The sequence below is a fragment of the Rhodococcus sp. WB1 genome, assembly GCF_001700945.1.
Classification (GTDB): Bacteria; Actinomycetota; Actinomycetes; order Mycobacteriales; family Mycobacteriaceae; genus Rhodococcus; species Rhodococcus aetherivorans.
Window position 1 is genome coordinate 4,428,570 of sequence record NZ_CP015529.1, and the last position, 19,661, is coordinate 4,448,230.

A 19,661-nucleotide genomic window follows, 5' to 3' on the forward strand; every position below is an offset into this window, starting at 1 on the left:
GTCACTCCTTCTCGGTTGCAACGGGTTCGGGGATGCGGGCGGCCGCGGTGAGGGCCTGGACCCAGCGCCGGGCCACGACGGCGACGGTGTGCTCGTCGAGCACCTCGTGGGGCGCGGCGAATTCGCAGTCGAGCACGGGCCCCTCCGGGGTGTCCTCGACGACGGCGTCGACGTGCAGGACGTGGTCGAGCGGCGTGGCCGGGTCGACGGAACCGCCGAGCGCGACGGCCTCGGGTGCGCCCGACCACGGGGCGCCGGTGTCCTCGCCGAGCGTCATCCGGCCGAGGTAGTTGAACACCACCTGGGGCCGCCGATAGCGGTCGAAGACGTGGTCCGGCGCGAGGCGGTGCAGCAGTCCGAAGCCGATGCCGTTGTCGGGCACGGCGTTCAGCGCGTGCGCGACTCGCGCGCGGGCCTCGCGCGCGGCGGCCGCGCCGGTCAGGGCGTCCTCGGGGTCGATACCGGCCAGGTTCAGCGCGACCGGGAACATCGACGTGAACCACCCGACGGTGCGCGCGACGTCGGCTCCGGGCACGACCTGTTCCTCGCGGCCGTGACCCTCGAGTTCGACGCGCACGACGTCGCCGCCGCGGACCGAGGCGACCGCCACGGCGAGCGCCGCGAGCAGCGCGTCGTTCACGGCCCCGGAGGCGAGGACGTCCTCGGTGACCGGCGCGGGAACCCGCACGTGCGTCGAGCGCAGCGCCGAGACCGTGTCGCGTGCCGGGTCGAGGGCCCGGACGCCGAGAGGTGGTTCGACCGCGTCGACCGCGGGTTGCCAGGCGGGCAGCGAGGCCCTGATCCGCTCGGAGCGCGCGGCCACGGCGAGGCCGGTCGCCCACGCCCGGAAGGACGTGCCGGGTGACGTCAGCGCGACGGTCTCGCCGCGTCCGGCCTGTTCGACGGCGTCGGCGAGGTCGGGCACGAGGATGCGCCACGACACACCGTCGATCACCAGGTGGTGCACGGCGACGAACACGCGGCCGGGGCGGTGCGGCCCGAAGTCGAACAAGATCGCCTGCACCATCACTCCGGATTCCGGATCGAGTGCCCTGTAGGCGATTTCGCGTTCGGCAGCGAACCGATCCGCCCACTGCTCGTCGTCGACCTCACCGACCTCGACGCGGCGCACCAGGGTCTCGATGCCCGGTGCGGTCTCGGGGACGGTCCAGCGGGGTCGGCCCCCGGCGACGGCGAACCGGGACCGCAGCATCGGATGGGTGTCGAGCAGCGCCGCGACGGCCTTCCCGAGCGTGTCCACGGTGAGGCCGACGGGCGCGACGAGCAACCGCGCCTGCGAGAACCGGGCGAGGTCGCCGCCCCACGCGAGGGCCTCCCACACGATCGGGGTGATCGGCACGTCGCCCGTCGCGGCGACCGCGGGCACCGCCGCCGGGGCCGTGTCCGTCTCGTCGACCGCGGCCAGGGCCGCGACGGTGCGCAGCTCGAACACCTGCCGGGCCGTGAGCCGGAGCCCGGCGGCCCGGGCGCGGGAGACGAACTGGATCGAGACGATCGAGTCACCGCCGAGCGCGAAGAAGTCGTCGTCGATGCCCACCCGGTCGAGGCCGAGCACCTCGGCGGCCACCTCCACCAGCACCGCCTCCCGCTCGGTGCGCGGCGCACCCGAGCCGACGAGTGCCCCGAAGTCCGGCTCCGGCAGCGCCTTCCGATCCACCTTGCCGTTGGCGGTGACGGGGAATGCGGCCAGCACGAGCACCGCGGCCGGCACCATGTAGTCCGGGAGCCGCTCGGCGAGCACGGCCCGCACGACGGCCGGGTCCACGTCGCCGTCGGGCACGACGTAGCCGACGAGCCGGCGCACGCCGCGTTCGTCGGTGTGGGCGACGGCGACGGCGTCGCGCACCCCGCGCACCGCGGTCAGGGCCGCCTCGACCTCGCCGAGCTCGACCCGGAAGCCGCGGATCTTGACCTGGTCGTCGCCGCGGCCGAGGAATTCGAGGGTGATACGGCCGTCGCCGGCCGGGACCCGGCGCACGACGTCGCCGGTGCGGTACATGCGGGTTCCCGGCGGACCGAACGGGTCGGGCAGGAAGCGGGTGCCGGTCAGGTCGGGGCGGCCGAGGTAGCCGCGGGCCACGCCGGATCCGGCGACGTACAGCTCACCCGCGACGCCGACCGGCACGGGGCGCAGCATCCGGTCGAGGACGTAGGCGGCGGCGCCGTGCACGGCCCGGCCCAGGCACGGGGTGTCGGCGTCGGTGACCTGTCCGACGAGCGAGTCGACGGTGCACTCGGTAGGCCCATAGAGGTTGAACGCACGTCCGTCGGTCAGCTCCCGCAACCGCCGCCACAGCGCCGGGTTGACGGCCTCGCCCCCGAACCCGACCGTGGCGGGCCGGTGTCCGCCGTCGAACAGCCCGGCGGCGACCATGCGGTCGAGGAACGACGGGGTGACCTCGAGGAAGTCGAGTTCGTGTTCGGCGACGTACGCGACCATCGCCTCGGGATCGCGCAGGGTGTCCTCGTCGAACACATGCACGGCGTGGCCGTCGAGCAGCCACAGCATCGGCTGCCACGAGGCGTCGAACCCGAACGACCAGGCGTGCCCGACGCCCACGCTCGTCCGGCCCGCCCCCGCCACGGTGGGCACGTACAGGTCGGCGCGGTGGCTGTCGAACAGGTTGAGCAGGTTCGCGTGGGTGATCGCCACGCCCTTCGGCAACCCGGTGGAGCCGGACGTGTAGATGACGTACACGGGGTGCTCCGGCCGGAGCGGTGCGGTGCGCTCGTGGTCGGCGACGGGTGCGGCCGGGCGGGCCCCGACGTCGGCACGGACCGTCTCGTCGTCGAGGTCGAGCACCGGCACCCCACCGAGCACCGGTCGCAGCGTCTGCGCCACGGCACCGTTCGTGACCACGACCCGCGGCCGCGCGTCGCCGACCATGTGCGCGAGGCGCTCCGCGGGGTACGCCGGGTCCATCGGGACGTAGGCGCCGCCGGCGGCGTGCACGGCGCAGAGCGCGACCATCATGTCCGCCGAGCGCGGCAGGGCCAGGCCCACGAGCGTCTCGGGCCCGACGCCCTCGTCGATCAGCCGTCGTGCCAGACGTGCCGACGCGGCGCCGAGCTGGGCGAAGGTGAGCCGCACGGCGCCGCACACGACGGCCGCCGCGTCCGGGGTGCGGGCGATCTGCGCCGCGAGCAGGTCGGCCACGGTGCGGTGCCCGTTCGACGGTGCCGGAGCGGTCGACGAGAGTTCGGGCAACCGCCCTCGCTCGGCCGGACCGAGGACGTCGAGCTGGGCGACGCGCAGCGACTGTTCCCCGGCGAGCTGGTCGAGGAGGCCCACGAGCTGCCGGCCGAGCTCGCCGGCGTCGGCGGCGGTGAACAACGCCTGCTGGTACTCGAGGGTGAGGGCGAGCTCGTCGTCGAGTTCGGCGACGAGCACCAGCGGGAAGTTGGTGGCGTCGTGACCGCGGACGTCGGTGACATCGAGACCACCGGAGCGCTGCGCGCGGGCGAGGGCGTCGGTGTCGATCGGGTAGCTCTCGAACACGATGAGGGTGTCGAACAGTTCGCCGAGGCCGACGGCGCGCTGGATGTCGGCGAGGCCGACGTACTGGTGATCCAGGAGCCGGTTCTGCTCGTCCTGGACGCGCCGGAGCAGTTCGGCGGCGGGCTCGCCGGGGCGCAGCGCGACGCGCACGGGCACGGTGTTGATGAACAGGCCGATCATCGTCTCGACGCCGGGAACGTCCGGGACGCGGCCGGACACGACGGCGCCGAAGGTCACGTCGGTGCGGTCGAGCCGGGCGCCGAGGAGAACCGCCCACGCGGTCTGCACCGCGGTGTTCACGGTGACGCCGAGGTCGCGGCAGCGGCGCTGCAGCCGCGCGGCCAGGCCGGCCGGCACCGGCACCGAGAGTTCGGCGGGCAGCGTGGCGTCGAGCGACGAGCCGGCCGGGGCGAGCAGCGTGGGTTCCTCGACGCCGGTGAGCGCCTCGGTCCAGCGGCGCAAGCCCTCGTCGGTGTCGCGGTCGCCCAGCCACGCAAGGTAGTCGGTGAACGGGCGGACCGCGGGCAGCGACGCCGGGTCGGCGCCCGCGCCGTAGAGGGTGAACAGTTCCTGCATCAGCAGCGGCGACGACCAGCCGTCGAGCAGCAGGTGGTGGGCGGCGAAGATCAGCCGGTGCCGGTCCGGTGCGACGCGCACGAGGGTGAACCGCACCAGCGGCGCGGCCGCGACGTCGAACCGGGTGGCGCGGTCGGCGGCGACGAGGTCGTCGCTGCGCTCCTCGACGGGCCGAATGTCACATCGCGTCGATCTGACCGAAGCGGTGTGACATTCGGTCACGGGGGTGGGGTCGTGTGTGAGGTCGACGTCCGTCCACCGCAGGCCGGGATCCCGGAGAACGACGCCGACGGGGTCACCGGCTGCGGTCGTGCGGAATCCGGTGCGCAGGGTCGCGTGCCGGTCCAGCAGCGCGACGGCGCTGCGCCGCAACGTGTCCCGGTCGAGGTCGCCGCGCAGATCGAGGACGGTCTGCATCGAGTACACGTCGGTGCCGGTGCCGTCGTCGAGACCGGCGAGGAAGAACATGCCGCGCTGCAGCGGCGTGAGCGGCACGACGTCGTCGATCGGGCCGAGTTCGGTGGTGAGCGAGGCGAGTTCGGGCAGCGCCAGCCCCCGGTAGGTCAGGTCCGACGGAGTGGGTCCGCCGGCGCCGGGGGTGCCGGCGTGCCGGGCCAGCGCGGCGAGCGCCTCCACCCACCGGCCGGCGACGAGGGCGACGGTCTCCTCGTCGAGGACGCCCGCCGCCGTGAATTCGCAGACGATCTCGGGGCCGCGGGGGCCGTCCTCGGTGACGGCGTTGACGTCGAGGACGTGGTCGAGGGGTGTGCCGGGATCGACGGCGCCGCCGAGGGCGCCCGCCTCCGGCGCGGCGGTCCACGCCTGACCTGCGTTCTCCCCGAGCGTCATCCGACCGAGGTAGTTGAACATCACGTCGGGGGCCCGGTACCCCGGGAAGTGCCGCGTTCCTTGGGGAGCGAGCCGGCGCAGCAGCCCGAATCCGAGGCCGTCGTCGGGCAGGGCCCGCAGCGACTCCTTGACCTGGGCCAGAGCGGTTCCGGCTGCCGCGGTACCGGCGAGGGCCTCGTGCGGGTCGATGCCGGACACGTCGAGGACGGCGGGGTACAGGGTGGTGAACCAGCCGACGGTGCGGGTGAGGTCGGCGCCGGGCACGGCGTGCTCGGCGCGGCCGTGGCCCTCGAGGTGCACGCGCAGCACGTCGCCGCCGCGCACCGACGTCACGGCCAGCGCGAGGGCGGTGAGCAGCACATCCGCGACGCCCGCCCGGTACGCGGCGGGCACGGTGGTGAGGATCTGCTCGGTGACCGCCACGGGTACCCGCACCTCGCGCGACCGCGCGGTGGCGACGGTGTCGCGCGCCGGATCCAGCGGGCGGGCGCCCAGCGGCGGTTCGGTGGTCTCGGCGATCTCCTGCCAGCGCGGCAGAGACTGCGCAATGCGATCGGACGTGGCGGCTTCGGTGAGCCCGAGCGCCCAGTCCCGGAAGGAGGTGCCGGCCGGCTCGAGGTCCGGCGCGGCGCCGCGGCGCACCCGATCGACGGCGGCCGCGAGGTCGGGCACGAGAATCCGCCACGACACACCGTCGACGACGAGGTGGTGCACGGCGACGAACACGCGGCCCGCCACGTCGGGGCCGGCGTCGAGGAGCACCACGCGGATCATCTGCCCGGCCGCGGGGTCGAGGTCAGCCAGCGCGCGGTCGCGTTCGGCCTCGAACAGGGCGCGCCACCGCGCGTCGTCGAGACCTGCCGCGTAGACCCGGCGCACCGCCGTCGCCGCGTCCGGAATACCCTCGGGCACCACCCAGTCCGCGTCGCCTCCGGCGACGGTCAGGCGCGAGCGGAGCATGGGATGGGTGCGCAGCAGTGCGTCGACGGCCGCGACGAGGTGCGCCTCGGTGAGCCCGGGCGGAGCGATCAGCAGGCGGGCTTGCGCGAAGCGCCGCAGATCCCCTCCGTGGTCGAGGGTTTCGCGCACGATCGGGGTGAGCGGCACCGGGCCGGTGGCCGCGCCGGCGGGCCGCGCCGGCTGCTCGTCACCGGTGTCGGACTCGCAGGCCGCGGCGAGCGCGGCGACGGTGCGCAGTTCGAACACCTGGCGCGCGGTGATCCGGACGTCGGCGGCGCGAGCGCGGGACACCAGTTGAATCGAGACGATGGAATCGCCGCCGAGGGTGAAGAAGTCGTCGTCGACGCCGACGCGGTCGAGGCCGAGGACCTCCGCGAACGCGGAGCACAGCGCCGACTCCGTCGCGGTGCGTGGCGCACCGGATCCGGCGAGCGCCCCGAAGTCCGGCTCCGGCAGGGCCTTCCGGTCCACCTTGCCGTTCGCGGTGGTCGGCAGTTCCGGGACCCGCAGGATCGCGGCGGGCACCAGGTACTCGGGCAGGTGGGCGGCGACGGCGGTGCGGACGGTCACGGGCTCGGCCGTTCCGGTGACGTAGCCGACCAGGCGGCGCACGTCGCGGGCGTCGGTGTGCGCGACGACGACGGCGGCACGCACCCCCGGCACGGCACCCAGCGCGGCCTCGATCTCGCCGAGTTCGACGCGGAACCCGCGGATCTTGACCTGGTCGTCGTCGCGGCCCACGTATTCGAGGGCACCGCGTTCGGTGTCGACCGGGTCCGGCAACCATCGCACGACGTCGCCGGTGCGGTACATCCGCTCGCCCCGGCCGGTGAACGGGTCGGCGACGAACCGCTCCCCCGTCCGGCCGGGTTGTCCCAGGTAACCGCGGGCGACACCCCCGCCGGCGACGTACAGTTCCCCGGCCACGCCGGGCGGTGCCGGTCGCAGCCACCGGTCCAGCACGTACAGCCGGGTGCCGGGGGTCGGTCCGCCGATGGTCACGGTGTCTCCCGCGATACGGGAGCAGGTTGCGTCGACCGTGCATTCGGTGGGGCCGTAGCAGTTGTAGGCCTCGACGCCGTCCGCGGCGCCGAGGCGCCGCCACAGCGCCGATCCGACTGCCTCGCCGCCGACGGTCACCTTGGCGGGCCGGGGGCGGTCACCGTCGAGCAGACCGGCGTCGAGCAGTCCGCTCATCAGCACGGGCACGCAGTCGACATGATCGATGCGGTGGGTCCGCACGTAGTCGACGACGAACGCGGTGTCGGTGCGGTGCTCGTCGGGCAGCACGTGCAGGGTGTGCCCGGACAGCAGCCAGGTCAGGGCGGCGACGGCCGAGTCGAAGGCGAACGGGTAGGTCAGCAGCACCCGCCACGTGCCGGACGCCGACCGCATGATCGTCTCTCGCTGCGCGGCAACGAGATCGGTGAGATTGGCGTGGGTGACGGTGACACCCTTGGGGAGGCCGGTGGAGCCGGAGGTGTAGACGACGTACGCGGCGTGACCGGGGCGGAGCGGGCGGAGACGATCGGCGTCGGCCACCGCGGCGGCGGGCAGCGCGGCGAGCCGGGCGCGCAGGTCCGGGTCGTCGAGCACGACGAGGCGCGCGCCGCTGCCGGTGAGGGTCGCTCCGAGTTCGTCGGCGACGGCACGGGTGGTGAGCACGACACCGGGGCGGGCGTCGGCGACCATGTGCGCCAACCGCTCCGCCGGGTACGACGGATCGAGCGGCAGGTAGGCACCCCCGGCGGCGAGCACCGCGAGGACGGCCTCCACGGTGGCGGCGGAGCGTGGCAGAGCCAGGCCCACGAGCACGTCGGGTCCGACACCGAACCCGATCAGCAGGCGCGCGAGCCGCGCCGAGTTCGCCCCGAGCTCCGCGAAGGTGCGCTCTTCGGCGCCGCACACCACCGCGAGGGTGTCCGGACCCGCCGAGGCGGGCAGCGCCGCGACGGTGCCGTCCGAGGGCGCGGCCGGCGCGACGGACCACGTGCCGAGGACGCGACCGCGTTCGGTGCCGGTGAGCAGGTCCAGCGCGGCGGCCGGGCGGTCCGGCGCGGCGGCGAGGGCACCGAGGATGTGGACGAGGCGGCCGGCGAGGGCGGCGGCGTCGTCCGCGGTGAACAGGCCGGGCCGGTAGTCGAGGGTCATGACGAGGGTGTCGGCGACGCCCGCGGTGAGCACGAGCGGATAGTTGGTGGCGTCGCGGCCCTCGACGGCGGCGATCGTGACCCCGCCGGCGCGCTGGGCACGGTCGAGCGCGTCGCGGTCCACGGGATAGCTCTCGAAGACGGTGAGGGTGTCGAACAGCTCCCCCAGTCCCACGTCGCGCTGTACCTCGGCGAGGCCGAGGTACTGGTGGTCGACGGTGCGGGACTGCGCCAGCTGCACGCGCCGCAGCAGCTCGGTGACGGTGGCGCGGGGATCCAGGCGCACCCGCACGGGCACGGTGTTGATGAACAACCCGACCATGGATTCGACGCCGGCCAGTTCCGGCGGTCGCCCGGAGACGGTGGCGCCGAAGACGACGTCGTCGCGGCCGAGCAGCCCGGACAGCAGCAGCGCCCACCCGGTCTGCAGGACGGTGTTGAGGGTGACGCCGGCGTCGCGGGCCAGGCCGGTGAGCCGGTCGCCGAGTCCGGCCGGCACCTCGACGGCGACGGCGGCGGTCGGCGTCGTGGCCCGGGTGGCGCCGGGCGGGGCGACGAGGCTCGGTTCGGTGAGCCCGTCGAGGGATTCGCGCCACAACGCGCGGGCGGCGTCGTGGTCCTGCCTGCCGAGCCACGCGAGGTAGTCGCGGTAGGGCCGGACCGGAAGCAGGCCGGTGGTGGCACCGCCCGCGGCGTAGATCTCGAGGAGTTCGCGCACCAGGATCGGGGTGGACCAGCCGTCCACGACGATGTGGTGGGCGGTGAGCACGAGCCGCACGTCGTCCGGCCCGAATCGCACGAACAGCCAGCGGATCAGCGGCGGCCGCGTGAGGTCGAACCAGTCGCGTAGATCCTCGGCGAGCAGGTCCGCGAGGTGACGCTCCGCGACGTCCGGCTCGAGACCGGTCAGATCGACGCTGCGCCAGGGGGCTTCGGTGCCGCGCACGACGAGGCCGGCGGTGCGGCCGTCCTTGCGGGGGCGGAAGCACGTGCGCAGGGCGGGGTGCCGGTCCAGCAGCGCCTGCGCGGAGGTCCGCAGGGTGTCCTCGTCCACCCGCCCGGTCAGGCGCAGCACGGACTGCACGGTGTAGGCGTCCGGTTCGACGGCTCCGGCGGCACGGGCGGTGTCGTCGGGCGCGGCGACGGTGCTGAGGTATAGCAGGCCTTGCTGCAGCGGCGAGAGGGGAACGATGTCTTCGAGCGCGGAGGTGCGGGTCATATCTGCCTAACGAACGGGTGCGAGGTGCGACGAACACGGCCCCCGGGTCGCCGGACGCGGGGGCCGTGGGTGCCGGGAGGGCTACTGCTGCCGGTTCGCGGGCAGCGCGGCGAGCGCCTCGTCGATGGAATCGAGTGCGAGCAGCGCGGTCTCGTAGGTCGCGGCGTGGGAATGTTTGACCGGAACCAGATTTCCGGCCTGCACGGCGGGCAGGGACTGCCACAGCGGGGAGGCCATCAGCTCCTGCAGCTCGGGCGAGACCGAGCCGTCGGCCTCGACGCCGTAGACGATGACGTCGACGTTCCCGAGGTTCCGGCCGATCTCCTCGACGGAGAGGTACTCGCCGTGCACGTCCTCGGGGTTGGCGGGCTGACCGGGGAACTGCAGGTCGAGGTCCTCGAACAGGTTGGTGGTGTACGACGAGGCGTACTCGCGGAAGAACTCACCGGGCTCGGTGCCGCACACGTTGCAGACGCCGGCGAAGGTCAGGTTCCCGAGGGTGCCGCGGTACTTCCCGGCGATCTCCGCGGCGCGTGCCTCGTACTGCTCCTTGTACTCGCCGTAGGCGTCGGACACGTTCGCGGCGTCGGCGTACTGCTCACCGAGGCCGCGCCAGTCACCGGGGTTGGTCAGGCCGAGGAAGACCACCGGAGCGAGGGCCTCGAGCTTGGCCGTGTCGAGCTGCGACTGCACGCGCGCGGGCACGCCCATGATGATCAGGTCGGGCGCGGCGGCGGCGACGGCCTCGTAGTCGAGTTCGCTCACGGCCCCGTCCGGCGCCACCTTGGGCAGCGCCTCGTACGCGGCCTTGGTCTCCGCGTCCATGTTGTCGAGCTCGCGGGTCCATTCGCAGGCGGCGGCGAGATTCGCGTCGGCCTGGAGCAGCGGTAGCACCGCGTAGCCGCAGGCGACGATGCGCTGCGGGTCGGACGGGATCTCGATCGGCCCGTTCTGCGCCTCGAACGTGCGCGTGGCGTCCGCGGCCGGTTCCTCGCCGGAGCCACCGTCGCTGCCGCACCCCACCAGGCCCACGGCCAGCACCGCCGTCGCGCCGAACACCGCTGCGCGGCGCAGCCGGCCCCGTCCCTCAACCCGCATCGCTTACTCCCACATGTCTGTTCGCCGGGCACCCGCCCGGACCTGATTGGTTAGGCTAACCGAACTCGGTGCGGGCGCCAAGCGCTACGTCCCCGGTCCTGCGCACAGTTGTCTGCGCCGATCCTCGTGCCCCATGAGGGACAGCACGCGAGGACAGCTTTCGTCGCTCCGGATGAGGGGGCCACGAAGGCGCACGGTCCGTAGCCGGTCCGTGCGCCTTCGTAGCAGTTTCGGAAAGGCGCGCTCGCCCTTCGGTCCATCGTGAAGGTGGTTCAGCCGGTGATCTGGCCGAGCAATTCCTCGGCGATGATCTGCCGGGCTTCGGTGAGTATCGAGCCGAGCACTTCCTCACAGCTGGCGACCTCGTGGATCAGGCCTTGGGCCTGGCTGGCCCACCAGAGTCCGCCTTCGACGTCGCCGTTGCCGTACACCTGTTCGCGGCCACGGGCACCGCTGGCCAGGTGGGCGACGTCGTCGAAGGTCGCACCCGTTCGGCGTGAGATGGTGGCGATTTCTTCGGAGACCGAGTTGCGTGCGACGCGGGCGGAGTTGCGGAACTCGCGGAAGACGATGACGGTGTCGCGTTCGGTGTTGTCGACGATCTGCTGTTTGACGTTGTCGTGGATGGGTGCCTCGGTGGTCGCCATGAAACGGGTGCCCATGTTCACCGCGGAGGCGCCGAGCGCGAGGGCGGCGACGAGACCGGCGCCGGTGGCGATTCCGCCGCTGGCGATGATCGGGATGGACAGTGCCCGGGCCGCGGCGGGGATCAGCACGAGCCCGGGGACGTCGTCCTCGCCGGGGTGCCCTGCGCACTCGAAGCCGTCGATGCTGATCGCGTCGACGCCGAGTTGTTCGGCTTTGAGGGCGTGCCTCACCGAGACCGCCTTGTGGATCACCTTCACACCGGCGGCCTTGAACGCAGGTAGGTGCGGTCGCGGGTTGCCGCCTGCGGTTTCGACGATGGTGATGCCGCTGTCGACGATGGCGTCCCGGTACTCGTCGTAGGGCACCGGCCGGATGGTCGGGAGGATCGTCAGGTTGACGCCGAACGGCTTGTCGGTGAGGTCGCGGCAGCGGGCGATCTCCTTGATCAGCGCCTCAGGGGTGGGTTGGGTCAGGGCGGTGAGGAACCCGAGTCCTCCGGCGTTGGCCACCGCGCTGATCAGGTCCGCGGTGCCGACGGCGGTCATGCCGCCGCACACGATGGGGTGCTCGATCCCGAAGGTCTCGGTGAAGATATTGGTGAACAAATGCTTCCTCGGTGTGGGTTGACCGCCGATTGGCGGATGACCGGACTGCTCAGCGATGTCTGCTTCGGTCAGAACGGGAGATTGAATGCGCGAATCGCGTTCTCGCGCAGGAACGCCGTACGGGTCTTCTCGTCGAACTCGAGTTTGTCCAACCCGGACAGGCAGTCGGGTGCCGGCCAGGCGAGGTGGTTGGAACCGAAGAGCACCTTGTGCCGGCCGTGTCCGCGGAGGTAGTCGACGATCTCCGCCGGATAGCGGGAGGTCTTGTATGCGGAGGTGTCGATGTAGACGTTCGGGTACTTCGTGGCCAGTGAAATGGCTTCATGTGTCCATGGCACGCCGATGTGACCCACGATGACCCGGGTGACGTTCGACGATGTCGCCGACCTTGTCGTTGCTGATCAGCGGTCCCGCCGGGGCGTACCGGGCGCTCAACATGCCAGTTCGACGCCCGCTTCGTCCATGCGGTCGAGGGTCCACAACACCGGCGGTTCGGCCTCGGGGATGGTTCCCTTCGACCAGCGGCGCAGGGAGTCCAGGAAGGGCATGTCCAGCCATCGCTGGGTCGGGTGCTGCATCCAGGCATCGATCGTGTCTGTCATCGTTTTCCCTTTCTCGTGTCGGTGGTGTCGGATCAGGCGGTTTCGGGAACGGGGTGGGCCGCTCGGCTGTCCTCGTCGGTTCCGGTCTCTTCCATGTCGCGGTGCCGGGTTTCGGGCAGCATGAGTGCGCAGAACAGACTCAGGAGACCGAAGCCCGCGAGCATCCACCCGACGGCGGCGCTGCCGTACTGGGAGGTGAGGTGCGCGGCCAGCATGGGAGCGGTGCCGCCGCCGATGACCCCGGCGATGGCGTAGGCCATGCCGGCGCCCGTGTAGCGGTACTCGGTGTGGAACATCTCCGGCAGCAGTGCGCCCGCGGGCCCGTAGGAGACGCCCATGATGGCCAGGGTGAGGGCCAGGCCGGCGAGGAACGCGACCGGGGAGCCGGTGTCGAGGAGGGGGAAGAGCACCAGTCCTCCGGGGATGGCCACGAGACAGGAGGCGAGCACCATTTTTCGGCGGCCGATGCGGTCGGAGTGGATGGCGGACAGGATGATCGCGGCACAGAAGACGGCGGCGGCGAGGAGGCCGAGGGAGAGCACTGTGGTGCGGCTCAGGCCGAGGGTGGCAGTGGCGTACGAGGTGAGGTAGGCGGTGCCGATGTAGAAGAACGCGAACATCATCGCCAAGGATCCGGCGGCGAGGAGCAGCTCACGGGGCTGATTCTTGAAGACTCCGAGGAGGGGTCCGGCGCCGGCGCGGCGGGCCTGGGTGGATCGCCGGGCGAACATCGGTGTTTCCTCGACCGCGAGCCGGACGTAGAGGCCGATCAGCACGAGGAGGGCACTGGCGATGAAGGGGATTCGCCAGCCGTAGTCGAGGAACGCCTGCGAGGTCTCGCCGACGAAGAGGTTGACCGCCAGGAAGGTGCCGTTGGACAACGCGAAGGCCAGTGACGGTCCCAGCTGTGGGAATACCGCGTACAGGCCCCGTTTGTCGGTGGGGGCGTATTCGGTGGCCAGCAGGGTCGCCCCGGCCCATTCACCGCCGACGGCGAGGCCTTGCGTGATCCGCAGTGCGATCAGCGCGAGCGGTGCGGCTACGCCGATCGTGGCGGCGCCGGGGAGCAGTCCGATGAGCACGGTGCTGATACCCATCAGCAGCAGGGTGCTGACCAGCGTTTTCTTGCGGCCGATCCGGTCGCCGAAGTGGCCGAAGATCGCGGCTCCGAGGGGGCGGGCGACGAACGCGACGGCGAAGGTGGCGAAGGAGGCGACGGTGCCGGCGGCGGTACCGAGGGCGGGGAAGAAGACCTTCGGGAAGACCAGCGCTGCCGCGGTGCCATAGATGAAGAAGTCGTAGAACTCGATGGTGGTGCCGGTGCAGCTTGCAATGGCGACGCGGCGCATCGGGGTGGTCGGTGGGCTCGTCACCGTGTCGACGGTTCGGGACATCGTGATCTCCTGCTCGGTGGGCCCGTCCGGCTGGCGGAGGGGCTGGGGTACGACGAGCAGTGTGAGCGCCGTTACACCGACCGCTACACCCCCCAAAGTGGGTTGTGTTGCCGGGTAGCTGCTTTCGTGGGTACGTCGTGGGCAGGGAATGTCCGCTGGAGGTGCGGGGCTGCGGGCGGAGAGGGGTCAGCGGATGAGGCCGCGCTCGCGGGCGGCGAGGATCGCCTGCACGCGGTTGCTCGCGTGCAGCTTGCGCATGGCGCTCTTGAGGTAGGACTTGACCGTGTTGGGCAACAGGCCGAGGGTCTCGGCGATCTCCCGGTTGCTCAGACCCCGCGCAACGTGTTCGAGCACGTCGATCTCGCGGGGCCGCAGCACAGTGGGTGGTTCCTGCGATGCAGCCGGCGTCAGCACGGGCGCGAACCGGTTCCCGACCGCCTCGATCCGGGCACGCAGGACGTCGTCCTCGATCTGCCCGGCCAGGTCCGCCAGTTCCTGAGCGATGTCGTGCAGGTCGGCGCGGCTGAGCGCCGGCCGGTCGGCCTGGATATCGGTCCGCATCAAGCTGAGACGCCGCCCTACCTCGTCCTCGACGGCGATGTCGCGCTCGAGTCGCCGGACGAGTGGGGTGAAGCTGTCGAACCAGCGGTCGCCCAGGCGCACGTGGGTACGGGCCGCCAGGTAGATGAGGATGCGAGGTATCCGGTCGACGATGATCGGTAAGGCGGCCAGGGTTTCGATCGCCTCCGGGCGCACGGCGTGGTCGTACACGTGGGTGATGCCCTGGGCCGAGAAGTAGTCGGCCACCGAGACCGGGCGGGCGAGCATCAGCGCCTTTCCGCCGAGTCCCTCACCGTTGCGGACCACCAGGTTCACCGCCGAGCGGGTGCGGACGCCGGTCAGGTCGGTGATCTCCATCGCCACGGCGCCGTGCTGCACCGGCCCGCCGAACACCATGTCCATTCCGGCGTGCTTGCGGAGAGTCTCCAGCGAGCGCGCGAGGATGCGCCGTTCGACCGGCGTACCTGATTCGAATGACGTGATCATGTGGGCCTCCAACTACGCATCTGCCATTGAAGCTAGTGAGTGCCGTCACACCGTGGCAACGTCGTACCCCCGAAGGTGGGTGCCGGGCCGCCGGACCTACCTTCGGGGGTCCCGCACCGGTCCTCTCCCAGGCCATATTCCTCCTCGAGAACGGAGGAACACACATGAACACCAGGTTGAGCCACACCGTCGGTCCGGCCGAGCAGCCACTGCTCGAGATGACGATCGGTGACAACTTCGACCGGACCGTCGCGAGGTTTCCCGACCGCGAGGCTCTGGTCGACGTACCTACCGGGCGGCGGTGGACGTACGCCGACCTTCGGGCCGACGTCGACGCTCTGGCACGAGCGCTGCTCGAGGAGGGAATCACCCTCGGTGACCGGGTCGGGATCTGGGCCCCGAACTGCGCCGAATGGACGATCGTGCAGTTCGCCACGGCGAAGGTCGGCGCGATCCTCGTGACCGTCAACCCCGCCTATCGCGCCCACGAACTCGAGTACGTCCTCACCCAGTCGGGAATCCGGCTGATGTTCGCGGTCCCGTCGTTCAAGACTTCGGACTACGCGGCGATGATCGTGCAGGTCTCGCCCCGGTGCCGGAGTCTCGAGAAGGTGGTCCACCTGGGCGGCGAGGAGTGGGCGGCGCTGCTGCGCCGGGGCGCTCAGGCCTCGCCGGACCGGCTCGCCGAGGTGCAGGACGGGTTGACCCCCGACGATCCGATCAACATCCAGTACACCTCGGGGACCACCGGTTTTCCCAAGGGCGCGACCCTCTCCCACCGCAACATCCTCAACAACGGGTTCTTCGTCGGTGAACTCCTCGGCTATACCGAACAGGACCGGATCTGCGTGCCGGTGCCGTTCTACCACTGCTTCGGCATGGTCATGGGGAACCTCGGGGCCAGCACGCACGGCGCGTGTGTCGTCATCCCGGCCCCGGCGTTCGACCCGGTGGCGACGCTGCGCGCGTGTGCCGAGGAGCGATGCACGTCCCTGTACGGGGTGCCGACGATGTTCATCAGCCTGCTCGATGCCCCGGGCTTCGACTCCTACGACCTGTCCTCGATCCGCACCGGGGCGATGGCCGGTTCGCCGTGCCCGGTGGAAGTGATGAAGCAGGTCACCCAATGGGCCCCCGAGATGGCCATCGCCTACGGGATGACCGAGACGTCCCCCGCCTCCGCCCAGACCAGGGCGAACGACTCCCTGGACCGACGGGTCTCCACCGTCGGGCGGGCCCACCCGCACGTGGAACTCGAGATCGTCGACCCGGCAACCGGTGAGACCGTGCCCTCCGGGCAACCCGGGGAGCTGTGCGTCCGGGGCTACTCGGTGATGCTCGGCTACTGGAACCAGCCCGACAAGACCGCCGAGACGGTCGATGCCGACGGCTGGATCCACACCGGTGACCTGGCGGTGATGGACGAAGCGGGCTTCGTCGCCATCACCGGGCGGATCAAGGACATGGTGATCCGCGGCGGCGAGAACATCCACCCGCGGGAGATCGAAGAGTTCCTCTACACCCATCCGGACGTTCTCGACGCCCAGGTGATCGGGGTGCCCGACGCCAAGTACGGCGAGGAGCTGATGGTGTGGCTGCGGCTGCGTGACGGTGCCGCACCTTGGGACGCGGCGGCGCTCCGCGAATTCTGCAGAGGCCGGCTCGCGCACTACAAGATCCCCCGGTACGTGCACTGCGTCGACCAGTTCCCCATGACCGTGACCGGGAAGATCCGCAAGGTGGAAATGCGAGAACACGCCATCGACATGCTCGGGCTCGAAGCCTGAAACCCACACCACGAGACACACTCACCTTCGATACGGAGGAACCGACATGAGCTGGACCATCGAACGCCGCGGACGCGTCGCCGTCGTGACGATGAACACCAATCCGGTCAACGCACAGAACCGCGCCTTCTTCGCAGACCTGCACGAGGCGTTCGATCGACTCGAACGCGACCACCCACAGTCCCCGGTCGTGCTGACCGGCACCGGCACCCGGTTCTCGGCCGGACTCGATCTCGCCGAGCACTTTCCGCTCTTCGCCGGGGACGAGGCAGAGGTCGCGTCGTGGTTCCAGGACTACCGGGCGACGAACATGCGGTTGTTCACCTATCCACGGCCGACGGTGGCCGCGGTGAACGGGCACGCATTCGCCGGGGGCCTGATCACCGCCGCCGTGTGTGACCGCCGGGTCGCCGTCCCCGACGGGGCCCGGTTCGGGATCAACGAGGTGCCGATCGGCATCCCGATGCCCGCGGTATATCTGCGGATGCTGGCCTACGCCTGGGGTGAACCGGTGGCCTCGCGAACCTGTTTGCAGGGCGAGATCTTCACCTCGGCCGAGGCGCACGCCATGGGCATCGTGCACGAGCTGGTACCGGCGGAGGAACTGCTCGGCCGCGCCGTCGCCATCGCCGAACTGACCCCCGAAGACTGCATCGAGAACTACGCCTACACCAAGCGCGCCCTGCAGGCCCCCGCCCTGCGCGACATCGCGGACCTGTGCGACCCGCTCGACCGCAAGGAGCTGGCCGCCGGCATGACGAGCGAGCCGTCCCGGCGCGCCCACCGTCGGTACTGGGAACAGCTCAAGGGCCGCCCCGCGGGATGGTGACCAGGGTGGACGGCGGCGCGGACGAGCAGTTGCCCGCCTGGGTGATCTGGCGGCAGCGGCCGTTTCCCGATACCAACCTGCTTCTGCTCGACGGGCGGGAAGCGGCGCTCGTCGACAGCGGTTTCGTCGGCCATGCGCAGCAGACAGCCGAATGGGTGCACGCGCACAGCGACAATCTCACCCGGGTCGTGAACACGCACTGGCACGCCGACCACGTCGGCGGCAACGCGCTACCGCAGGCGAGGGGTGCCGGTATTGCGGCCGGCGCCCCGGACGCCGACGCCGTCGCCCGACGCGACCCGGGCTGCTGTCTCGCCGAATACCTCGACCAGCCGGTCGCCCCGTACACCGTCGACGAACCGCTCGACGACGGGCAGGTGCTCCGGCTCGGCGACACCGACTGGGAGGTGTCCGCACCCCGGGCCACACACCCGGCCACCTGGCGCTGTGGCAGCCCGAGGAGCGACTACTGGTGGTCGGAGACGCGCTGTCCGACTACGACGTCGGCTGGGTCGACAGTGCCCTCGACGGCCCTGACGCGGCCCGCACGGCCCTGCAATCGCTGCACCGGTTGACCGACCTTCGGCCACGGGTGCTGCTGCCCGCGCACGGACCGATTCCCGCCGACACCGACGGAGCACTGGCCAGTGCACGGCGTCGCGGCCAGCGTCACGTCGACGACCCGGACGGCGCGGTGCGGTACGGCGCACGTCGAATTTTCGTCTTCGCGTTGATGATTCGAGGCGGCATTCCCGCCGACGAGGTCGAGCCCTACCTGCATGCACGCGCCTGGCTGACCGACGCCGCACGGTTGTTGTGCCTCACACCCGAGGCGCTCGCCGCCGAACTGGTCGAGACGATGATCCGCGGCGGCGCCGTCGTCGCGCGGAACAATCGACTACATGCCGCCGCCGAACACATCCCGGTCACGCCGGGAACGCTGCAGGTGCCGTTTCCCCGGAAATGGTCGGCGTCGCGCGCACGCGCCGTTCCGGACCGCACGTGAACGCGTGCTGTCGCCGAGTCCTATCCGACCACCCGCTGGATCAGCAGTACCGCACCGATTCCGATCATCGCGGCACCGGAAATCCAGGTCACCACCCGCGCCGCGGCGGGGCGGGTGCGCAGCACCACCCGCGCCCCCGTCCCCACCCCCGTGTAGACCACCGCGCAGCTGACCGTGTGCACCACACCCAGCAGCACGATCTGCACCGCGAGGGGCCACCGCGCGTCCGTGTCGGTGAACTGTGGCAGCAGCGCCAGGAACAGCAGAAGCACCTTCGGATTCAGCCCGCTGGTCCCCATACCCTTGACCGCCTGCCGCACCCACGATTCCGGCGCCTGCTCCGCCCCGGCCTGCGGCAGAGCCGAGGGCTTGACGAGCATCGCGATCCCCAGCCACACCAGGTACGCCGCCCCGACCGCCGTCAACGCGGTCAGCACCAACGGCGAACGGGCCACCAGCGCCGCGACGCCGGTCGCCACCACCGCGGTCATTGCCAGATGCCCCGACAACATCCCACCGACCGCGGGCACCACGGTGCGGTGCCGCAGCCCCGCCGCGATCGCGTACGCCCAATCCGCCCCCGGCGTCAGCACGAACAGAAACGACACCGCCCAGAACGCAGCAACGGTACCGCCCGCCATGACCTCACTCATCCTTCACACTCTCGGACCGCCAGGACGCCTGGCGGTTCCCGATAGAGAGATTAGGGAGATCGACCTGGAATTCGTTCCCATAGTTTTCACAAGAACCGTGTAATTGGGGGAAAATCTTCCACATGGACAACGTCGACAAAAAGATCCTTGCCGAGCTCCAACAAGACGGGCGGCTCACCGTCACCGAACTCGCCGATCGGGTCCAACTCAGCATCTCGCCCTGCCACCGCCGCCTACGCGCGCTGGAGAGCTCCGGCGCGATCACCGGCTACCGCGCCCAGCTCGACGCCGGCGCCCTGGGCCTGACGTTCGAGGCGCTCGTCTTCGTCACCATGCGCACCGTCGACCGCGACACCCTCGAGGCATTCGAACCGGCCGTCGCCGCCATACCCCATGTCCTGCAAGCGCAACGACTGTTCGGCGACCCCGACTACCTCCTGCGGGTGATCACCCGCGACCTGCCCGCCTTCCAGAAGCTCTACGACGAATCCCTCGCCACCCTCCCCGGCGTCGGGCGCCTCAGCTCCACTCTCGTCATGAAAAGCGTGGTAGACAACCGTCCCCTGCCCCTGTAGGACCCCGACCACTGCTCCGTGGCCTACGCGGTCCGGAGCGTACCGACGCCCCAGGAAGGACGGTGTCCTGTCCGTCCCGATCGAAGAACACGTCGTTACTCCGCTGTCGACGGTCCGCATCGATGATGCGGCGCACCTCCGGG

Annotated in this window: 12 protein-coding genes and 1 pseudogene; 5 read left to right on the forward strand and 8 right to left on the reverse strand. The window is 71.1% G+C overall.

The genetic code is table 11. The features are described from left to right. Position 1: 1 nt before the first annotated feature. The 7 genes from A4U64_RS19765 to A4U64_RS19790 form a co-directional block, all read right to left on the reverse strand. Positions 2-9,274, reverse strand: coding sequence for a non-ribosomal peptide synthetase (locus A4U64_RS19765; RefSeq protein ID WP_065923001.1), 9,273 nt, complete (start codon positions 9,272-9,274; stop codon positions 2-4). A gap of 81 nt (positions 9,275-9,355) precedes the next feature. After that, positions 9,356-10,372, reverse strand: coding sequence for an ABC transporter substrate-binding protein (locus A4U64_RS19770; protein ID WP_006931919.1), 1,017 nt, complete (start codon positions 10,370-10,372; stop codon positions 9,356-9,358). A gap of 272 nt (positions 10,373-10,644) precedes the next feature. Continuing rightward, positions 10,645-11,625 (reverse strand): NAD(P)H-dependent flavin oxidoreductase, encoded by a 981-nt coding sequence (locus A4U64_RS19775; protein WP_065923002.1) that lies wholly within the window; start codon positions 11,623-11,625, stop codon positions 10,645-10,647. 68 nt (positions 11,626-11,693) lie between these two features. Continuing rightward, positions 11,694-11,963: an amidohydrolase family protein gene (locus A4U64_RS28880; RefSeq protein WP_232334112.1), complete on the reverse strand. Its 270-nt coding sequence runs from the start codon at positions 11,961-11,963 to the stop codon at positions 11,694-11,696. 93 nt (positions 11,964-12,056) lie between these two features. Beyond that, entirely contained in the window at positions 12,057-12,227 is a 171-nt protein-coding gene (locus A4U64_RS28885) for a hypothetical protein (RefSeq protein WP_232334113.1), read from the reverse strand. A gap of 32 nt (positions 12,228-12,259) precedes the next feature. Then, positions 12,260-13,621, reverse strand: a complete 1,362-nt coding sequence (locus A4U64_RS19785; protein ID WP_065923004.1) for an MFS transporter — start codon at positions 13,619-13,621, stop codon at positions 12,260-12,262. A 186-nt stretch (positions 13,622-13,807) separates the two neighbouring features. Beyond that, positions 13,808-14,668: a helix-turn-helix transcriptional regulator gene (locus tag A4U64_RS19790; RefSeq protein WP_065923005.1), complete on the reverse strand. Its 861-nt coding sequence runs from the start codon at positions 14,666-14,668 to the stop codon at positions 13,808-13,810. A 164-nt stretch (positions 14,669-14,832) separates the two neighbouring features. On the opposite strand from A4U64_RS19790, the gene A4U64_RS19795 reads away from it, so the two are divergent. The 4 genes and pseudogenes from A4U64_RS19795 to A4U64_RS28580 all read left to right on the forward strand — a co-directional run bounded on the left by A4U64_RS19795 (position 14,833) and on the right by A4U64_RS28580 (position 18,290). Next, a complete protein-coding gene (locus A4U64_RS19795) occupies positions 14,833-16,455 on the forward strand; it encodes an AMP-binding protein (protein ID WP_065923006.1) in 1,623 nt (540 codons plus the stop codon). A gap of 46 nt (positions 16,456-16,501) precedes the next feature. After that, on the forward strand, positions 16,502-17,284 hold the full coding sequence (locus A4U64_RS19800; RefSeq protein ID WP_065923007.1) for an enoyl-CoA hydratase/isomerase family protein: 783 nt from the start codon (positions 16,502-16,504) through the stop codon (positions 17,282-17,284). Continuing rightward, a pseudogene (locus A4U64_RS28575) lies at positions 17,278-17,834 on the forward strand (MBL fold metallo-hydrolase); the annotation flags it as partial. The gene A4U64_RS19800 and the pseudogene A4U64_RS28575, both read left to right, overlap by 7 nt. 21 nt (positions 17,835-17,855) lie before the next feature. Next, positions 17,856-18,290 carry a hypothetical protein gene (locus A4U64_RS28580; protein WP_198163317.1) on the forward strand — a complete coding sequence of 145 codons (435 nt, stop codon included), beginning with the start codon at positions 17,856-17,858 and terminating at the stop codon, positions 18,288-18,290. A 20-nt stretch (positions 18,291-18,310) separates the two neighbouring features. Here A4U64_RS28580 and A4U64_RS19810 read toward each other — a convergent pair whose 3' ends face one another. After that, a complete protein-coding gene (locus tag A4U64_RS19810) occupies positions 18,311-18,943 on the reverse strand; it encodes a LysE family translocator (RefSeq protein WP_306430609.1) in 633 nt (210 codons plus the stop codon). 122 nt (positions 18,944-19,065) lie between these two features. Here A4U64_RS19810 and A4U64_RS19815 point away from each other — a divergent pair, with 122 nt between their 5' ends. Beyond that, entirely contained in the window at positions 19,066-19,518 is a 453-nt protein-coding gene (locus A4U64_RS19815; protein ID WP_006931915.1) for an Lrp/AsnC family transcriptional regulator, read from the forward strand. The last annotated feature ends 143 nt before the right edge of the window (positions 19,519-19,661 follow it).

Excerpts from the sequence above, each read along its gene's own strand:
- A4U64_RS19765 (WP_065923001.1), bottom strand. The coding sequence starts at position 9,274 with ATGACCCGCACCTCCGCGCTCGAAGACATCGTTCCCCTCTCGCCGCTG.
- A4U64_RS19770 (WP_006931919.1), bottom strand. The coding sequence starts at position 10,372 with ATGCGGGTTGAGGGACGGGGCCGGCTGCGCCGCGCAGCGGTGTTCGGC.
- A4U64_RS28885 (WP_232334113.1), bottom strand. The coding sequence starts at position 12,227 with ATGACAGACACGATCGATGCCTGGATGCAGCACCCGACCCAGCGATGG.
- A4U64_RS19785 (WP_065923004.1), bottom strand. The coding sequence starts at position 13,621 with ATGTCCCGAACCGTCGACACGGTGACGAGCCCACCGACCACCCCGATG.
- A4U64_RS19790 (WP_065923005.1), bottom strand. The coding sequence starts at position 14,668 with ATGATCACGTCATTCGAATCAGGTACGCCGGTCGAACGGCGCATCCTC.
- A4U64_RS19795 (WP_065923006.1), top strand. The coding sequence starts at position 14,833 with ATGAACACCAGGTTGAGCCACACCGTCGGTCCGGCCGAGCAGCCACTG.
- A4U64_RS19800 (WP_065923007.1), top strand. The coding sequence starts at position 16,502 with ATGAGCTGGACCATCGAACGCCGCGGACGCGTCGCCGTCGTGACGATG.
- A4U64_RS19810 (WP_306430609.1), bottom strand. The coding sequence starts at position 18,943 with ATGAGTGAGGTCATGGCGGGCGGTACCGTTGCTGCGTTCTGGGCGGTG.
- A4U64_RS19815 (WP_006931915.1), top strand. The coding sequence starts at position 19,066 with ATGGACAACGTCGACAAAAAGATCCTTGCCGAGCTCCAACAAGACGGG.